Source organism: Thermodesulfobacteriota bacterium (assembly GCA_039028315.1).
GTDB lineage: Bacteria > Desulfobacterota_D > UBA1144 > Nemesobacterales > UBA2774 > CR02bin9.
Map to the genome: position 1 here is coordinate 1 of JBCCIH010000020.1, position 16,808 is coordinate 16,808.

Below are 16,808 nucleotides of genomic sequence, written 5' to 3' on the forward strand. Positions count from 1 at the left end.
GTTCCTCCAATTACTGAAGCCACTCTATCCTGGAAAGCCTTGTTTCCGCATCGTATCTTCCTGAACTTCTCCTCGCCGGGATTACATAGCAAGTTGTCTATATACTTACACAGAGTTTCTATAAACACATTCACTTTGTATTCAGTAAACGAAGGCTCTTGCTGGGGCATTCTATAGGGCATAGGCGCTGCAATAGGAGATCCTGTGGGTGCGCCTTTTGCAGGCAGGAAATGATCGATATTCTCTAATATATGCTTTTGAAGCTGATCAAAATAATCAATTACATCAGGAAATCCTTTATATTTCTCTCTGATTATATCTATAAGATCACGTACTGAAAAAAGAGCTACCTTTTTTTCAAGCTCCTTTACTTTTTCAGTAGCCTCTCTCTCTAGCTTTCTAGCTTCTTTTAGTACTTCTGCAACCTCATTATCAACGTTCTCTTTCTTGTCTTTTATCTTTTCTTTGGTCTCTTCATCAAGAGCATTGTAATTTTCCTGTGTTACGGCCTGCCCCTCTATAAGAGGTACTGTAATAATCCCAGTTGGTGAGAACTGAACTTGAATATCGCTAGCAAGAGCTTTTTTCTGAAGATCATCAAAGAGAACGTTCTTATCTCTTTGAAATTTGTTCATTGTATCTTCCTTCTGCTCTTCAAACTCTTTACTTTCAAAAGCCCTTGGGATATCCATCTTAAGGTCCTGAAGGAAATCTTCCATATCTGTTTTCAGCACCTTTCCCCTTCCTGTGGGAAGCTCAATAGCTCTTGGCTCGCTAGGTACCTGAAAATTAAATACGTAGCACCAGTCAGGGGGAGTGGATTTATCTTTAGCTACTGATGCGAGTATGTTTTCGATCGTCGTAGTTTTTCCAACACCTGTTGGACCGGCCAAGTACAGGTTGTATCCGCCAAAATCCATTCCCAGGCCAAAGTGAATGGCCTCAACAGCTCTTTTTTGCCCGATATATTCTGTGCAAGGTTTCAGATCGTCAGTGGTTTTAAATTTAAGTGCTCTTAGGTCGCAGGTCTTATAGACTTGAGCAGGCTTTAGTTCTCTTACTTTTCTCATAGGACATTACTCTCTTAACTACTGCATTTGGGATATTGGTTAAAATAAAAATACTACACTCTAATAAAAAATGCTATTCTGAAAATAATATAATTGTTAAGGTAAAATATTATGTTAGAGAATCTATTTTTGATTGAATAGGAGAGAGATATGAGAGCAACGGTATATCATGGATTAAAAAGTGTAAGTGTTGAAGATGTTCCCGATCCAGTTATTGAAAGTCCGACCGATGTAATTGTGAAAGTTACAAAGGGTGCGATTTGCGGGTCAGATTTGCATATATACAGAGGCCATTTCCCTCTTAATGATGGTGATACTGTCGGACATGAGTTTGTAGGCAGAGTTGTAGAAGTGGGTGATGGCGTTACTACTCTTAAGAAAGGAGATAAGGTGATTGGCCCATTTTGGGTAAGCTGCGGCGATTGTCATTACTGCGGAAAAGACCTCCATACATCGTGTATGCAAGGAGGCTGCTTTGGGTTTGGAGACATACTTGGAGGACATGCAGGGTGTCAGGCCGAATACATAAAAGTATCACATGCAGACGGTACATTGGTAAAAGCTCCCGAGAGTCTTTCGGATGATAGTCATGATGAAAAAACCCTGTTTTTAGGTGATAACATTTCAACAGGTTATCATGGGGCTAAAAATGGAAATATTCAGCCGGGCGATGTTGTAGCTATTTATGGAGACGGCGCTGTAGGCTTATTTGCAACATATGCTGCAACAATCTTTGATCCTTCACACGTTATAACAATTGGTCATCACGACTATAGACTCGATATAGCTAAAAAATACGGCGCTACCACTGTAATAAATTCTAAGAATGAAGACCCTAAAGAGATAATTGATGAAATAACTGATGGCCATGGAGCTAACGTCGTTATTGAGTGTGTTGGCAATACGGACTCATTACAATCATCACTTGAGATGTCCCGCCCTGGAGGCACAATCTCAATCACTGGGCTTTTCTGGGAGCCGTTTCCTTTGAACATGACTGATTTCTTCTTGAGAAATCTAAACTTAAGGGGGGGCGTTGCACCTTCTAGGTGTTACATTCCAGATCTTCTACCGCATGTAGAAGATGGCAGGTTAGACCCGACCCATGTTATTTCACATAGACTGCCGCTTGATGAATGCGCAAGGGGATATGAGCTGATGGATCAGAGAATAGATAATGCAATTAAAGTAGTAATTGAGCCATAAAACTTTTAATTTATTTAGCTAGGACTCGCTGCGATTATGAAATTGCATAGAGTCCTAGTGGTTTTTTCGGTGTTTATTATAGATATTATGAACCCAATTGATTGAAGGACGGTTCTGCCAGTCTCGAACATCCTGAGCCATTAATTTAGGTAGAGTGTCCATTTTGTAAACTGGGTGCTCAGCAGGAATTGTAATAGGTGCGAGCAAGCTGGCTGCAGTTATATCAGCTCGTGAGAATTTATCTCCTATAAGGTAGGGTCTTCCGTCAGATAACATCTTATCCATCCAATTAAGTTCCCCTAAGATGATCTCTCTAGATTCAAGACGCTGTTGTTTGCCTAAATCCATAAACTCAATCATTCTTTTTTGAATCATACCCCAAGCTAGATAAAACATTATTTTATTCAAGAGTGACAAATCCTTAATGTATTCTGATCTAACTTGGTCCGGGTATTCTACGAGTATTTCCGAGTAGAAGTATCTGCGTATATGTACACCTAGGATATTGTCTAAGCGCTTTTCAATTGTTAGACAGTCTTTCATATCTACCGGAGTTAGTGAACTAGGGCTCATTTTTGATATCTCCTCTGCCCAGTCAAAAATTTTATCAGATCCCTGAATGACTTCTCCGTCTACTACCAGTATGGGCAGCGATGTGGCTGAGGCGCCAAGTTTTTTAGCTGTTTGCATATGCATACCGGGAGCTAGATAACGAATCTCATGATCGATATCATGAAACTCAAGGGTCCAGCGGGCCTTCTCGCAGAAATGCGAAATAGAAAGAACATATAGGATAGGTTTAGTAATATTTATACCCCTTTTTTGTTGTTAAAGATTGTGCGCAATTAAAAACATAGAATTAACATAATATATTAAACCTAACTGATGCTCTTTAAAATATTGCTATTTTGATTAAGATTATTGCTTCAAACTTTATGAACCTGCTGTGGACGGAAATAATGATTCGTAGAAAAGCTCAATTTGTATATGCCGTATTAATCTTATTGGCGCTCTCATGTGCTGGACCATCTGCAAATAAAACTGCGGTAGATAAAAAGGGCGGACTCTTCCCTGTAGCTGTTGATAATAAATGGGGATTTATTAACAGACAGGGCGAGGTTGTTATACCACTTAAATATGAAGGAGCGGTGGACTTTACTGAGGGCAGGGCGCTCATTAAGAAAGACGGCAAATGGGGATATATAAATCAGTGGGATATTCTTATAATTAGTCCCCAATTTGAAGAAGCTCGTAAATTCTCAGATGGTTACGCGCAGGTAAAAGTAGACGGAGCTTATGGTTATATAAACAGTGTCGGCAAAGTGGTCATAGAGCCTATGTATGAAAATGCAAATCCATTTTCGGAAGGTTTAGCAAGCGTTAAGTACAATGGTCAGTGGGGCTATATAAATAAAGAGGGACAGACTGTTGTAGAGCCTACATATGAAAACGCCTTTGGCTTTTCAGAGGGCCGTGCGCTAGTTATGCAGGATTCAATGGGCGGATATATTAAGAAAAGCGGCAAGGTCTTTATCAAACCTAAATTCCCATATGCCGAAGGGTATTCAGAAGGGTTGGCTTGCGTGCAAACAGACGGAAGATATGTATACATAAATAGACTAGGTGAAGTTGAACTTAAGACCAAATTCGAAACTGCCAGGCATTTCTCTGAAAACGCGGCAGCGGTTTCTAAAGACGGAAAGTTTGGGTTTATAAATAAAACGGGCTTGTTAATAGTGCAGCCGGAATTTGACCAAGTTGGCGATTTCTCTGAAGGTCTTGCTACGTTTAGGATCGGCAATAAATGGGGCTATCTCAACAAAAGGGGCGAGATTGTGATCGATCCCCAATATGAGAGCGCAGTCAGCTTTTCAGGTGGCCTCGCAATTGTAGAGCTTGGAGGCGGCAAGTGGGCTTATATTGATAAAAACGGGAATTATGTCTGGAAGTCTTTTGAATAAAAAGGGAGCATGAGCTCCCCTTTCTTTACTCTATTTTTAAACTCTTATTTTTCTTCTTCTGACTGTTATAAATCCAATTATTCCTAATAGAGCTGCAGCAGAAATAAGACCCCACTGAGAAAGCGTAGGTACATTTCTCTCTATTGGTTTAAATGCAACTCCTGTTGGATCTCCTCCTGTCGGACCCTGGGCAGGATTTCCAAAATCACTAACTAAAATTCTGTTTCCAGTGGTCATATCAACTAGGAATAGACCACCGTCATTGCCTGATCCTGCATTTTTATCTGCAACAAGAGGTTGTCCGAAACCATCTGTAGCTACGCCTTCAGGCTCGCCCCCCAGGGGACCTTGTGCGGAATTGGTGAAGTTACTTAAAAGAGTTCTATTGCCAGTAGACAAATTCACCAGGAAAAGGGCTCCATCCCCGGGATCACCTCCGGCATCTTCATCTGCTACAAATGCATTCCCCAAGCCGTCTAAAGCAATACCAAATGGGTTAGGTCCGGTAGGGCCTTGTGCAGGATCGTTGAAGATGCTAATAATTTCTCTATCACCAGAAGTTAAATCCACAAGGAATAAAATACCGTTAATAGATCCTGGTCCATCTTTATCAGTTACGTAAGCTCCACCTGCACCATCTAATGTCAGGTTTACGGGAGTTTGGCCTATTGGTCCTTGGACCGGGTCGCCAAAGTCGCTTACAATTTCTCTATCACCAGTAGCTAGATCCACATGAAATAGTGCGCCGTTTGAGTCAGTGCCCGCGGCTCCATCAACAATATATGCCGTCTCATCGCCGTCTAATGCTATACCACTTGGCAGCTCTCCAGTCGGGCCTTGTGAAGGGTCATCGAAATCGCTAATTATTATTCTCTCACCAGTTCTCAAATTAACATGAAATAACAGACCTGATCCTGATTCTCCGCTTTCATCAACTACGTAGGCATTACTAAAGTCTTGAGATAGTGCTACACCTACCGGATCATTCCCTATTGGGCCCTGCGCGGGATCACCGAAGTCGGTTACCAAAATTCTCTCACCATTTCTTATGTTAACAATGAAAAGTGCTCCATCATTATCTGTGCCTGCACTATCATCTGCAACTACTGCCAGTCCATCACGTATTAATTCTGCTTGTGCTGATACGCTTAATGATAATAGTAAAAAAGTCTGAATTATAAAAATAGAAAGAAAAGATTTTAGATTTATCATGATACGTCGCCCTCCTATACTCTAGGGCTTAATATATCACATTATAAATTGTTGTTCCATATAAATATTTAGTCTGTTTTAGACTTGAGAAGTTAATGAAACAGCTTTTTTTGCTTGAGTTTAGAGGATATAGATTCACCGTGAGCTTTAGCCTTTTTCTTCCCTATGAGCCAAGCTGTGGATAAGAGAATTAGTAGCATCCCAATAACTGTGGTTGGACTAAAGACGTATTGCCAGATAAGTAGGTCATAAACTGCCGAAAAGCCAACTTTAATGAAACTGGCTGAGGCAACGCTGGGCGCCTCTCCTACGGAAAATGCTTTTGTCATAGCGAGTTGGCCGATTGTTCCAAACACACCAACTCCTAACAGCATAAAGATTACATTTGCGCTGTTAAAGACAGACAGATCTACTTCGCCTCTTACTGTAAAGATTGTGATCAATGTAATTACCGTAGCAGTGCCTGAGAAATGGGTTACTATCACGCGCGGGTCTAAGTTTCTTAGTTTCCGTAGGCATATCATAACAACAGCTCCGCCAAAGGCTGCGTAAATAGCCATAATGCTTGCAAAATTTTGCTCTACTATTCTTGGGTGTTCTACAAGAATCACGCCTATCATACCAAATACAATAGAAAGCCAGATCTTTTTGCCGGTTGATTCTCCAAGGAAATATCCGGCCACCAAAGCGACCCATATAGGTCTTGTTTCTGTAATAATTGCAATCTCGGATATCGGAAGCTTTGTAAGTGCGTAAAAAGTTGCAAGCATAGCTGAGCTGCCAACAAAACTCCTTAGCCAAAGCGTTTTATTCTTAAAAACAAAGGGATTAATTCCTGCTGCCCTTGCAAGCCCTAAGGCAATCACAAAAGAAATTAACATTCTAAAAAATGCTATCAAGAGCCAATCGCAGTGCTTACCAAGCTCATGTGTAAGGGCGCCCATGGTGGCGAAGGCAAAACCTCCAAACACCATCCATAAAACTCCTTTATTGTTTGCTGTAAATTGAAAGCGCGAAGCTATGCTTTTATTCCCCATAGTGATTAATGATTCCCGATAGCTCTTTATTTTCCCTTCAGGCTGAAAATTGTGATACTTAAAGTACTACTTTAAAGAAGAAATATAGGAACCTATTACTAATATTCTACCTGAACATTTAGGCTTCGTATTTCTTCGCGTCAGATAGATCGTCTAGCAGACCGCTTAAGCGTTCGATAGCATAATCCGGTTTTATATCAGATTCTTCTAGCTCTTTGTGTATATTAGGATCGGAAAGTACCAGTATTGTAGATATTCCAGCATTCTTTCCGCCAGTAATATCTGTGTCTAAATGATCGCCAATTATCACAATTTTATGTTTTTCATGGTCATAGGAGTCTAGTGCCAATTCGAACATCATTGTCTCAGGTTTTCCCGCAATTACCGCTTTTCTCCGGGATGCTACTTCGATTGATGCAAGCATTGCTCCTGTGGCTGGAATATGTCCTTCTATTGTAGGGTAGACCATGTCACGGTTAGTTGCATAGAAATGGGCTCCATTTGCAATAGCTAAAGTTGCAATTTTCATCTCCTCATAGTGGTATTCGGGATGCCCGCCGAATATTAAAAAATCAGCTTTTTTTCCTTCTTCGCCTTCTACTAGTTTAAGCCCTATGTTTTCTATCTCTTCTTTAAGAGAACTGCTTCCAATAACATAGGCTGTTTTGTGCTCTAGATCTTTGTAGGTGAATTTAATGTGCAGTGCAAGCGTAGTGGCAGAGGTAACAATGTTTAGAGAAGTTCCATCTATGCCGATGCTGTTGAGTTTTGACTCATATTCTGAAATTGTGTGTCTGGGATTATTGGTTAGGAAAATGACAGTTTTATTCTTCTGGAGAAGGTATTTAATAGTTTCGACGGATCCTGGAACTGCAGTATCACCTACATATACCACTCCATCTAAGTCTATAAGAAAGCATTCGTATAGGTCCACTAGTCTCATAGCATTGTGTATTTATTACAATAGGTTAGAGATATTACTTGAAGTAATGTATTAGCCCCATATATGCTGTTTTAGCTCTTCTTGTTTATCATCTTCACTCTCTTTGTACAGGAGTGATATGACCTTCATTTGGTCATCTTGTACTATTTCAACTTCCAGAAGAGTTAAAATTTCTATAGCCGCATCTCTAAATCCCTCGTAATACTCTTCTTCCTTTCCTGATGCTTTTACTGTTCTAGAGTCTAAATGAAGCGCTATAGCTGCGAACTCCATTGGCACCTTGTTATCAATTTCTAATTGATATTCTGATAATTCCCCTTGGAAGAGGTGATTTTTCCATGCATCAATAATTTTATCTATTGTTTCTTGTTTCATATGAGTAGCCTTTGTTAATATTTATCCTTTTTTTGAGACGGGAATAGTATACTGAAAATGTAAGTATTTCAAAAGCTTGGGCGTGGCTGTATAAGCAATTACCTATTTTGAAGGAGTTTACTTGCTACTATGATATTGTCTCGTCCAGCAGCTTCAGCTATCTTAACCGCCTCATCTAGGGTAACACTTTCAGAAAGGGTGGCTAATTTTAATAGCATAGGAAGATTAACACCAGAAATAACTTCGACCTTATTTTCTTCAAGGAATGTAAGGCTGATATTAGATGGAGTACCTCCAAACATATCGGTTACTAGCAAAATGCCGTCTTTAGCTTTTACTTTTTTAATAGCGTTTTTTATATCCTGCTTAAAGCTCTCAAACTCTCTATCCGGATCAAGACTAACGCCGCTTATTTTTACAGAAGGCTTAGAAGATAGTACAAAGTTAACAGCAGCTATAAGCTCTTTTGCCAGATCTCCATGTGTAACTAATACTATCCCGATCATTTAACACCCCCTAGATTTTTGATATGTCCCTATGTCTTGTTACAGGCGATAAATTATTATAGCGCTCAGTTAGTTTCTCTGCTATTGCGACCGACCTATGTTTCCCGCCTGTACATCCTATTGCAATGGTCAAATACGATTTCCCTTCCTTCTCATAATTTGGAATTAAGTAATCCAAAAAACTTGTTATCTTTTCAATAAATTCCTGTGTTTCCTCTTTGCTCATGACGTATTCAGCCACTTTGGGGTCAACTCCAGTTAGTTCCCTTAAGCCGTCTACAAAATGGGGGTTGGGAAGAAACCTGACATCAAAGATCATATCTGCATCATTAGGTATACCATGTTTAAAACCAAAAGAAATAATATTAATTAAAATGTTTTGCGAGCTTGGTTTGTTGAATTTGTTCTTTATAATTTCCGACAAATCATGAACGTTTAGCTCCGATGTATCAATTGTATAGTTAGAGATCTCTTTTAGTTTCTCAAGCATCTTTCTCTCTTTACTTATACCTGCTTGTATATCGCCATCGTCTGAAAGGGGATGCTTTCTTCTTGTCTCTTTGTAGCGTTTTACAAGCGCCGCATCTGATGATTCTAAAAAGATCATGTCTACCGGATAGCCTTTGTTTTTAAACTCCTCAATTACAGAAGGTGCACTGTCAAATGATACCTTCTCTCTTATATCTATTACCAGCGCAACCTGATTAATGCCTTTATCTGAATTCTCACAAAGTTCTATAAAATTTGGCAAAAGGGTAGGCGGAATATTGTCGACACAATAATAGCCAAGGTCTTCTAAGACCTTAACTGCAGTACTTTTACCAGATCCCGAAAGTCCGCTAATTATAACTAGATTAGTCATTTTATATCTGATGCTGTTTTTTGAGTTTTATCTTCATCGACAATCTTTAGTTTGCCTTTTGGTGCTGATAGTTTGTGTAAATGATTTAGCGCTGCAGCCTCTAAAAGAGTAGAGATATTTTTACCCGGAGTTGTAGGGATAAGCAGATAAGGCACTTCCACCCCCATTATGCAGTAGTACTTATCTTCTACCCCAAGTCTATCATAATCTGTTTCAGAATCCCATATTGAAAGTTCTACAGTAATGTCTATAACACTACTATCTGTTACAGAATTGTTTCCGTAGAGATCTTTAATATTTATGATTCCAATACCTCTTATTTCCAAAAGGTTTTTAGTGGTTATTGGAGATGAGCCTATAAGCTGAGCGTGCTCGTTTATTTTAATGACAACTATGTCATCTGAAATTAGCTTTGAGCCCCTTGTGATAAGCTCTAATGCGTTCTCTGATTTGCCTATGCCGCTTTCCCCCAAAATCAAAACTCCGACGCGGTTTATTTCAATAAGCACACCATGAAGCGTTGTAAATGCACTTGCGCTATTGTCTATGTTTTTTTCGGTCATCTGAGCCTAGATCAATACTTCTCATCTTCATCAATAATTAATTCCAATATCTCTTCGTTGGTCTCACACTGCATTAATCTTGATCTTAATTCTTGATTCTTAAAGACCTTTGAAATCCTAGCCAGTAGCTGGATATGAACTCCGCTAGCTTCCTCCGGCGCGATGAGTGTAATGAAAAAGTGAGAAGGCTTTTTGTCTAATGATCCAAAACTTATGCCTGCGGTGCTTCTACCAAAACCCAAAATTATATCAGTGATGCCGCTTAGTTTTGCATGAGGTACTGCTACTCCAAAATCCACCGCTGTGCTGCATAGCTCCTCACGTTCCATAAATAGCTCTAAAAGCCTTTCATAGTTTATGTTTGGATGAGTTTTTGAAATGCTCTGGGTAAGTTCCTTAATTACATCTTCTTTGGTGCTTGAGTTGAGGTTGGATATTACAGTTTTTAGATCGAGGTAGTCTGCGAGTTTCATTGCTATTATGTATTAGGGCTCAATCAAGATTTTCTGACCTCTTCGGCTTAAGTAAATCACATTCATCTCGCCGTTTTCGCTATTTCTAAATGCCACAAAATTAGCATCTGATACTTTGAGCTGAAGGGAGGCTTCTTCTCTAGACATTGGTTTTTGCGGCAGTTTGTGAATCTTAAGGTCCGTAAGCTCATAGCTCTCAGTGCTAAATTGCTCAGTGATTTCTTCTTTTGATCTTGCGCCTATTCTTCTTTTTTCTTTTGTTATTTTCTCATTTTGTTTTTTCAGCTGCTTGATGATTGTATCCACAACACTATCAATCGCTGCATACATATCGTTGCTCTCAACAGAGCTTGTAGCTTTTATATGGCCTGCGCTTAATATCATCTCTGCTTTATCCCTAAACTTTTCAGAAGAAAGAACAAACCTAAGATCCGCAGAATCTTTATCTGTGCCAACATAGCGCTCAATTCTTCTAGTTTTCTTAAGAGCGTAAGCCTTTATTTTTTCGGCAGTTTTTGTGTCTTTAATATGCCTAGTAGTTACCGTTACTTTCACTTTTGTTTTCCTTATACTGTCTGGACCTTACTGAAGACGAAGGTATTTTAAGTATTTTCCTGTATTTTGCAACTGTTCTTCTTGCAACCTTAATATTTCGGCGTTCAAATATTTTTGAGATGTCCTCGTCAGAATATGGGCTTTCCGGGAGCTCACCTGCAATAATATTTTTCATAATCGATTTAACTTTCTCAAATGAGACGTCCTGTCCGTTTGAAGCTTCAATTTTTCTTGAGAACAAAGACTTAAGCTCTATTGTTCCTTGGGGGGTTTGAATATATCTTCTACTTGTTATACGGCTCACAGTGGATTCGTGAACGCCAACTGATTGTGCAACATCTTTTAATATAAGTGGTTTAATATACTCTTTGCCATGCTCGAAAAACTCACGCTGAACATCTACAATTTTAGAGATAATTTTCTTAACTGTTTGCTCTCTCTCATCAAGGCATTTCATAATTCTTTGGGCTGCCTCTAACTTTTCTTTAATAAATTGCTTGGCTTCTGGAGGTAGAGTCTTTTCTTTTTTAATCAAATTGCGGTAATAATTGCTGATCCTTACCCTGGGAAAATCTTTATTAAGTTGTATCTGAAGCTCATCACCAACGTTATAGACATAAAAATCAGGAACTATATACTTCTCGGAATCTTTTTCAAAAAATGGTCTTCCCGGTCTTGGCTCAAGCGATGAAATTACTGCCATTGCATCTTGTACTTGTTGTGAAGAATCAGAAATCACATCCATAATATTTGTTAAGTCGCCTTCGCTAAGTTCTGCAAAATGCTCGTCAATGATTTTAATTACCAGACCATCCTCAGGGTAACCCAGGTCAAGAGCCTGTAACTTTAGACACTCTTTCAAGCTCCTTGAGCAGACACCGGTAGGATCGAACGAATTTTGTATTTCATCTAATATTTCAGCTGCGATATCACTCACATACTCAGAATCTATAGAGTTTTGATTATCTTTAGTTGTATTTATATATATGCGGGCTATTTCTTCTATATCAATTTCAAGGTATCCATCCTCATTCGTATTACCTATAATAATTGAGGCAATCTCTTTTTCATCTGGGGTTAAGTCTGACATCTTTAATTGCCATTCCAGATGGTCAATGAGAGAATCAGCTGAACTTATACGGTTTTCCCACGGCGTCTCTTCTTCTCCACCATCATCCATAAACTCTCTTGCAGAATAATGCGGAACGTCACTATCGTGGGATCCCAATATTCTATCATCGCCGATCTGACTTAAATCAAATTCTTCTTTGGAATCTTCTTGTGTTTTCTCGTTAGGCTCTTGAGATTCTTCTAATGTAGGATTTTCTATCAGCTGCTCTTCAAGATAATCTTTTAATTCAAGTGTATTCATCTGGATCAGCTTTAGAAATAGCTGAAGATCTTGAGTTAATATAAGGCGCTGTTGTAGGACCTGTCTTTGAGAAGTCGTCTGGCTTAAATTTGTGCTCATAACCCTTGTAGATTTCTAATATGTAGTTTGTATTCCCCGTTAGGTTTTAGTAAACCTAAGCTTATTATAATATATTGCATCTTATATACAAGATTCGTGCCATTTAAGATATTATAACTGAATAAATGTTCTGTTGGTGTAATGATCCTGAATTATTGAGATTTTGCCCTAAAATTATATACTTTTCTAATGTATTCTTTGTTTTAATAGTAGGAGGTATAAGACTAAGTTGGGCAAAATTGTTATTATTTTAGGGATATTTCTTATAGTTTTAGGACTCTTAATAGAGTTTTATCCTAGGGTGCCATTTATTGGAAAACTACCCGGAGACTTCTATATCAAGCAGGAAAATTTCTCCTTCTATTTCCCGCTTGCTACATCAATTATATTAAGCGTCATTCTAAGTTTGGCTATCTATATACTCTCTAAGTTTAGATAGATGGTCTTTAAATTAAGACGGATTGTTTGGTATTACCCACTTTCTTTCATCAGAGTGCTTATCTTCATAGGTGGTTATTTTATCTTCATGCTGAAGCGAGTGACCTATATCATCAAGCCCTTCAAGTAGACTCTTTTTCTTAAACGGGTCTATATCAAATTCAATTGACCATCCCTCATCATCTGAGATAGTTTGTGATCTTAAATCCACACTAAGGTCATGACCTTTTTTAGAATTCACAATACTAAAGAGCTCTTTTACTTTTTCCTCGGGTAGAACGATCGGTAAGATGGCATTTTTAAAACAATTGTTATAAAAGATGTCTGCAAATGAGGGTGCAATAATTACCTGAAAACCATATTCTCTAAGAGCCCATGGTGCGTGCTCTCGTGAACTTCCGCTTCCGAAGTTGTGGCTTGTGAGCAGTATCTTCGCATCCTGGTGATGATCATGGTTAAGTTCAAAATCAGGATTAGGTGTTCCGTCTTCATGGTAGCGCCAGTCAAAGAACAAAAACTCTCCAAAACCGGTTCTTTCAACTCTTTTTAAAAACTGTTTTGGTATTATTTGATCTGTATCAACGTTTATTCTATCTAGCGGCGCCACTCTGCCGTGTACTCTTTCTAATGGTTCCATAGATCTTCCTCTTTATAGTTCTTTATCTAAATCCCAGTTTCTAACATCTACAAAGTGACCCTCAATCGCAGCAGCAGCAGCCATTGCAGGACTTACAAGATGTGTTCTTCCGCCTTTACCCTGACGGCCTTCAAAGTTTCTGTTAGAGGTACTTGCGCATCTCTCACCAGGTTCAAGTATGTCGGGGTTCATTCCAAGACACATGCTGCAACCAGACTCCCGCCATTCAAAACCTGCATCTATAAACACTTTATCGAGTCCCATTTTCTCAGCCTGCCATTTTATCATCTGAGATCCGGGCACAACCATCGCGCTTACCGAGGATGCTACTTTCCTTCCTTTTACCACCCTAGCAGCCTGGGTTAAATCCTGGATCCTCGCGTTGGTGCACGAGCCGATAAATACTCTATCAAGCTTGATATCTTCTATCGGTGTTCCAGCGTCAAGGCCCATATAATCAAGTGCGCTAATTGTAGCCTTTTTATCATTTTCATTCTCTATTTCATCAGGGTTAGGAATCTTTGCTGTTACATCTAACACCATTCCGGGGTTGGTTCCCCAGCTAACCTGAGGGACAATTTTTGCGGCGTCTAAAGTAATTGACTTATCAAAATGAGCGCCTTCATCTGTCACTAGATCTTTCCAATGTGACAGTGCTTTTTCCCACTCCTGGTCAACTGGCGCAAATTTTTTGCCCTTAACATATTCAAATGTTTTTTCATCAGGTGCGATCATTCCAGCACGAGCTCCAGCTTCAATTGACATGTTACACACTGTCATTCGCTCTTCCATTGTGAGAGCTTCAATAGCAGATCCTCTATACTCAACTACTGTTCCAGTTGCGCCGGCTGTTCCGATGTGACCAATGATGTTTAAGATTATATCTTTAGCCGTGACTCCGTAACCGCGCTCACCGTCTACTCTAATTTCAAATTCCTTTGGTTTGTTCTGCCTTAAGCACTGGGTTGCCATTACGTGCTCAACCTCACTTGTTCCAATTCCAAATGCGAGAGATCCGAACGCTCCATGGGTTGATGTGTGGCTGTCTCCGCAAACAATCGTCATCCCAGGCTTGGTAAGTCCAAGCTCAGGTCCTATGATATGTACAATCCCCTGCATATCGCTGTTAACGTTTAGTCCAAAAAGAGGAACTCCAAATTCCTCGCAGTTCTGCTCCAGTACTTCAATCTGTTTTGCGGAAATCGGGTCTTCAATCGGAAGTGATCTATCTGTGGTAGGAACATTATGATCCATAGTTGCAAAAGTTAGATCAGGTCTTCTGACTTGCCTGCCTGCTAGCCTTAGCCCCTCAAATGCCTGTGGTGAGGTTACCTCATGAACTAAGTGCAAATCAATATATATAAGGCTAGGCTGACCCTCTTCTTCAAAAACCACATGTTGTTCCCAAATCTTATCAAAAAGTGTTCTTGCTGACATAAAATTATCCTTTTATAGTGTTATAACCCTTTAATTATACACAATAAATACCAAATTTGGGTATTTATGCACCTTTGAGTCTACATAAAAAAAATATATACGATTTTTAAATTATCAAGATTTTCTAGATATTAAATGCAGATCTTCCGGGGTAAATAGCTTCATCGCCTAACTCTTCTTCGATTCTAATAAGCTGATTATATTTTGCGATCCTGTCGCTCCTTGAAGCTGAGCCAGTTTTAATTTGCCCAGAGTTTGTAGCAACCGCAATATCTGCAATAGTAGAGTCTTCAGTCTCTCCAGATCTATGAGAAATAATATATGTAAACCCAGCTCCCTGGGCCATCCTGATAGCTTCTAGAGTCTCAGTTAGTGAGCCAATTTGGTTAACCTTAACCAGAATAGAATTCCCGGCGTTCTGCCTAATACCTTTAGCCAATCTTTTAGTATTCGTAACGAATAAATCGTCTCCAACAATTTGCACCTTGTCTCCAAGCTGCTCAGTCATTAACGTCCATCCTTTCCAGTCATTTTCAGAAAGTGGATCTTCTATTGAAATAACCGGATACTGCCTTACCCAATCGCTGTATACATCAACTAATTTTTCTTTACTGATTTTTTTGCCTTCAACTTCGTATTTTCCATTTTTATAAAATTCACTAGAGGCAACGTCTAGCGCTAATGAAATCTCGTCTCCTACTTTATATCCAGCCTTAGTTATGGCCTCTAGAATGCATTCTATTGCTTCTTCGTTGGATTTTAGATTTGGCGCGAATCCGCCCTCATCGCCAACTGAAGTGGCATAGCCTTTTTTCCCAAGAATTGATTTTAAATTATGAAATACTTCAACCCCTGATCTTATTGCTTCGGAGAATCTTGTGAATCCAAGGGGAACAATCATAAATTCTTGAAAGTCTAAGTTGTTATCCGCATGTGCGCCGCCGTTAATTATATTCATAAGAGGCACTGGAAGAGTATTTGCAGAAATTCCTCCGAGATAGGCATACAAAGGGATATATAGCGAATTTGCAGCAGCCTTTGCAACAGCTAAAGAAACACCCAATATGGCATTAGCTCCTAATTTAGATTTATTTGCAGTACCATCTAATCTAAGCATTAACTGATCAATGTCATACTGCGCTGTTACATCCGCGCCAATTAACTTAGGTGCGATCTTATCGTGGATGTTCTGGACAGCTTTCTGAACCCCTTTGCCTAGATATCTCTTTTTAACTTTGTCTCTGAGCTCGATGGCTTCATGCTCGCCAGTGGAAGCACCCGATGGGACAGCGGCCCTACCAAACGAGCCGTCATCGCATATTATGTCCACTTCAACTGTAGGATTACCTCTGGAATCTAGTATTTCTCGTGCAAGAATTGCTTCAATTAACGCCACTTTAACTCCTCCCTATAATTTCACTTTAGGCTAAGGGAAAGTACCATATCAAACTTTAGCTATCAAATCGGTTAAAATTATTTTGTTGGAAAACTACTATTAGTTCGGTACAATCTTAAACTCTTTAAATGACGTATAAGGAAAATTAAATATGAAATCTGCCCTAAAATCTATAAATACATCTAATCTTTTTAGAATTAGTTTTATCTTTGCCATAATATTTGCTGTTTCATGCGCTGTTGGAGACGGCAGCTCACCCGGAAATATTACCGATCTTACATCGGAGCAGCTTAGTAGAAATTTAAACTGGACCGCGCCTGGTGATAAAGGAAATCAAGGTCAAGCAACTATTTACTTCGTAAGGTTCTACGACAATGTTGAAGTTGCCGAAATACTTGGCGTGCCAAATTTGGACGGGGTTCCTTTTATTGAGATAGAACAGGCAGTGCGCAATAATTTTAACAGAGCAACCCAGATTCCTGATTTCCAGCAGCCGGATGTGGCAGGAACTCCCCAAAACTTCGTAACACCAAGACTTGATACCACAGGCGAGATGTCTTTTTTCTACGCAATACGAACTAATGATGAAGTCGGAAACTCATCGGCGCCCTCTAACGTTGCGGAATTCACAACACCTTTTCAATCACTTAAGTACGTGAGCAATGA

At 39.4% G+C, this 16,808-nt stretch carries 19 protein-coding genes; 4 read left to right on the top strand and 15 right to left on the bottom strand.

The window, feature by feature from the left end; all coding sequences use genetic code 11:
- The coding region (locus tag AAF462_02485; protein MEM7007979.1) for a Lon-like protease helical domain-containing protein at window positions 1-1,070 on the bottom strand (1,070 nt) is incomplete at its 3' end.
- A 150-nt stretch (window positions 1,071-1,220) separates the two neighbouring features.
- Here AAF462_02485 and AAF462_02490 point away from each other — a divergent pair.
- Complete coding sequence (locus AAF462_02490) at window positions 1,221-2,276, top strand: alcohol dehydrogenase (protein MEM7007980.1); 1,056 nt, start codon at window positions 1,221-1,223, stop codon at window positions 2,274-2,276.
- Window positions 2,277-2,330: 54 nt separating this feature from the next.
- Here the strand turns inward: AAF462_02490 and AAF462_02495 are convergent, their stop codons facing one another.
- Window positions 2,331-3,089, bottom strand: coding sequence for a glutathione S-transferase (locus tag AAF462_02495; protein ID MEM7007981.1), 759 nt, complete (start codon window positions 3,087-3,089; stop codon window positions 2,331-2,333).
- A gap of 146 nt (window positions 3,090-3,235) precedes the next feature.
- On the opposite strand from AAF462_02495, the gene AAF462_02500 reads away from it, so the two are divergent.
- The gene (locus tag AAF462_02500) at window positions 3,236-4,237 is read left to right on the top strand and encodes a WG repeat-containing protein (protein ID MEM7007982.1); all 1,002 of its coding nucleotides are present in this window, start codon (window positions 3,236-3,238) and stop codon (window positions 4,235-4,237) included.
- Window positions 4,238-4,273: 36 nt separating this feature from the next.
- Here the strand turns inward: AAF462_02500 and AAF462_02505 are convergent, their stop codons facing one another.
- From AAF462_02505 to rpoN, 10 genes are all read right to left on the bottom strand, one after another.
- Window positions 4,274-5,449: an IPTL-CTERM sorting domain-containing protein gene (locus AAF462_02505; protein MEM7007983.1), complete on the bottom strand. Its 1,176-nt coding sequence runs from the start codon at window positions 5,447-5,449 to the stop codon at window positions 4,274-4,276.
- A 92-nt stretch (window positions 5,450-5,541) separates the two neighbouring features.
- Window positions 5,542-6,486 (bottom strand): DMT family transporter, encoded by a 945-nt coding sequence (locus tag AAF462_02510; protein ID MEM7007984.1) that lies wholly within the window; start codon window positions 6,484-6,486, stop codon window positions 5,542-5,544.
- A 118-nt stretch (window positions 6,487-6,604) separates the two neighbouring features.
- The gene (locus AAF462_02515) at window positions 6,605-7,429 is read right to left on the bottom strand and encodes an HAD-IIA family hydrolase (GenBank protein ID MEM7007985.1); all 825 of its coding nucleotides are present in this window, start codon (window positions 7,427-7,429) and stop codon (window positions 6,605-6,607) included.
- A gap of 51 nt (window positions 7,430-7,480) precedes the next feature.
- Window positions 7,481-7,804, bottom strand: coding sequence for a hypothetical protein (locus AAF462_02520; GenBank protein MEM7007986.1), 324 nt, complete (start codon window positions 7,802-7,804; stop codon window positions 7,481-7,483).
- Between the two features lie 98 nt (window positions 7,805-7,902).
- A complete protein-coding gene (locus tag AAF462_02525; protein ID MEM7007987.1) occupies window positions 7,903-8,310 on the bottom strand; it encodes a PTS sugar transporter subunit IIA in 408 nt (135 codons plus the stop codon).
- A 10-nt stretch (window positions 8,311-8,320) separates the two neighbouring features.
- On the bottom strand, window positions 8,321-9,172 hold the full coding sequence (gene rapZ, locus AAF462_02530; protein ID MEM7007988.1) for an RNase adapter RapZ: 852 nt from the start codon (window positions 9,170-9,172) through the stop codon (window positions 8,321-8,323).
- Window positions 9,169-9,735, bottom strand: a complete 567-nt coding sequence (locus AAF462_02535) for a hypothetical protein (protein MEM7007989.1) — start codon at window positions 9,733-9,735, stop codon at window positions 9,169-9,171. The genes rapZ and AAF462_02535 overlap by 4 nt, the downstream gene beginning before the upstream one ends.
- Before the next feature lie 11 nt (window positions 9,736-9,746).
- Window positions 9,747-10,208 carry a PTS sugar transporter subunit IIA gene (locus tag AAF462_02540; GenBank protein ID MEM7007990.1) on the bottom strand — a complete coding sequence of 154 codons (462 nt, stop codon included), beginning with the start codon at window positions 10,206-10,208 and terminating at the stop codon, window positions 9,747-9,749.
- Window positions 10,209-10,220: 12 nt separating this feature from the next.
- A complete protein-coding gene (gene raiA, locus AAF462_02545; GenBank protein ID MEM7007991.1) occupies window positions 10,221-10,763 on the bottom strand; it encodes a ribosome-associated translation inhibitor RaiA in 543 nt (180 codons plus the stop codon).
- Entirely contained in the window at window positions 10,741-12,234 is a 1,494-nt protein-coding gene (gene rpoN / locus AAF462_02550) for an RNA polymerase factor sigma-54 (protein MEM7007992.1), read from the bottom strand. The genes raiA and rpoN overlap by 23 nt, the downstream gene beginning before the upstream one ends.
- A gap of 229 nt (window positions 12,235-12,463) precedes the next feature.
- Here rpoN and AAF462_02555 point away from each other — a divergent pair, with 229 nt between their 5' ends.
- Entirely contained in the window at window positions 12,464-12,673 is a 210-nt protein-coding gene (locus AAF462_02555) for a DUF2905 domain-containing protein (GenBank protein ID MEM7007993.1), read from the top strand.
- Between the two features lie 12 nt (window positions 12,674-12,685).
- Here AAF462_02555 and leuD read toward each other — a convergent pair whose 3' ends face one another.
- The 3 genes from leuD to eno form a co-directional block, all read right to left on the bottom strand.
- A complete protein-coding gene (gene leuD, locus AAF462_02560; protein ID MEM7007994.1) occupies window positions 12,686-13,309 on the bottom strand; it encodes a 3-isopropylmalate dehydratase small subunit in 624 nt (207 codons plus the stop codon).
- A 12-nt stretch (window positions 13,310-13,321) separates the two neighbouring features.
- A complete protein-coding gene (gene leuC, locus AAF462_02565; protein ID MEM7007995.1) occupies window positions 13,322-14,746 on the bottom strand; it encodes a 3-isopropylmalate dehydratase large subunit in 1,425 nt (474 codons plus the stop codon).
- Between the two features lie 124 nt (window positions 14,747-14,870).
- Window positions 14,871-16,142: a phosphopyruvate hydratase gene (gene eno / locus AAF462_02570; GenBank protein MEM7007996.1), complete on the bottom strand. Its 1,272-nt coding sequence runs from the start codon at window positions 16,140-16,142 to the stop codon at window positions 14,871-14,873.
- Between the two features lie 151 nt (window positions 16,143-16,293).
- Here eno and AAF462_02575 point away from each other — a divergent pair.
- Window positions 16,294-16,808, top strand: a 515-nt coding sequence (locus AAF462_02575) for a hypothetical protein (GenBank protein MEM7007997.1), incomplete at its 3' end; no start/stop codon positions are given.

Excerpts from the sequence above, each read along its gene's own strand:
- AAF462_02490 (MEM7007980.1), top strand. The coding sequence starts at position 1,221 with ATGAGAGCAACGGTATATCATGGATTAAAAAGTGTAAGTGTTGAAGAT.
- AAF462_02540 (MEM7007990.1), bottom strand. The coding sequence starts at position 10,208 with ATGAAACTCGCAGACTACCTCGATCTAAAAACTGTAATATCCAACCTC.
- AAF462_02505 (MEM7007983.1), bottom strand. The coding sequence starts at position 5,449 with ATGATAAATCTAAAATCTTTTCTTTCTATTTTTATAATTCAGACTTTT.
- AAF462_02510 (MEM7007984.1), bottom strand. The coding sequence starts at position 6,486 with ATGGGGAATAAAAGCATAGCTTCGCGCTTTCAATTTACAGCAAACAAT.
- AAF462_02520 (MEM7007986.1), bottom strand. The coding sequence starts at position 7,804 with ATGAAACAAGAAACAATAGATAAAATTATTGATGCATGGAAAAATCAC.
- AAF462_02515 (MEM7007985.1), bottom strand. The coding sequence starts at position 7,429 with ATGAGACTAGTGGACCTATACGAATGCTTTCTTATAGACTTAGATGGA.
- leuD (MEM7007994.1), bottom strand. The coding sequence starts at position 13,309 with ATGGAACCATTAGAAAGAGTACACGGCAGAGTGGCGCCGCTAGATAGA.
- rapZ (MEM7007988.1), bottom strand. The coding sequence starts at position 9,172 with ATGACTAATCTAGTTATAATTAGCGGACTTTCGGGATCTGGTAAAAGT.
- AAF462_02500 (MEM7007982.1), top strand. The coding sequence starts at position 3,236 with ATGATTCGTAGAAAAGCTCAATTTGTATATGCCGTATTAATCTTATTG.
- leuC (MEM7007995.1), bottom strand. The coding sequence starts at position 14,746 with ATGTCAGCAAGAACACTTTTTGATAAGATTTGGGAACAACATGTGGTT.
- AAF462_02535 (MEM7007989.1), bottom strand. The coding sequence starts at position 9,735 with ATGACCGAAAAAAACATAGACAATAGCGCAAGTGCATTTACAACGCTT.
- rpoN (MEM7007992.1), bottom strand. The coding sequence starts at position 12,234 with ATGAGCACAAATTTAAGCCAGACGACTTCTCAAAGACAGGTCCTACAA.
- AAF462_02525 (MEM7007987.1), bottom strand. The coding sequence starts at position 8,310 with ATGATCGGGATAGTATTAGTTACACATGGAGATCTGGCAAAAGAGCTT.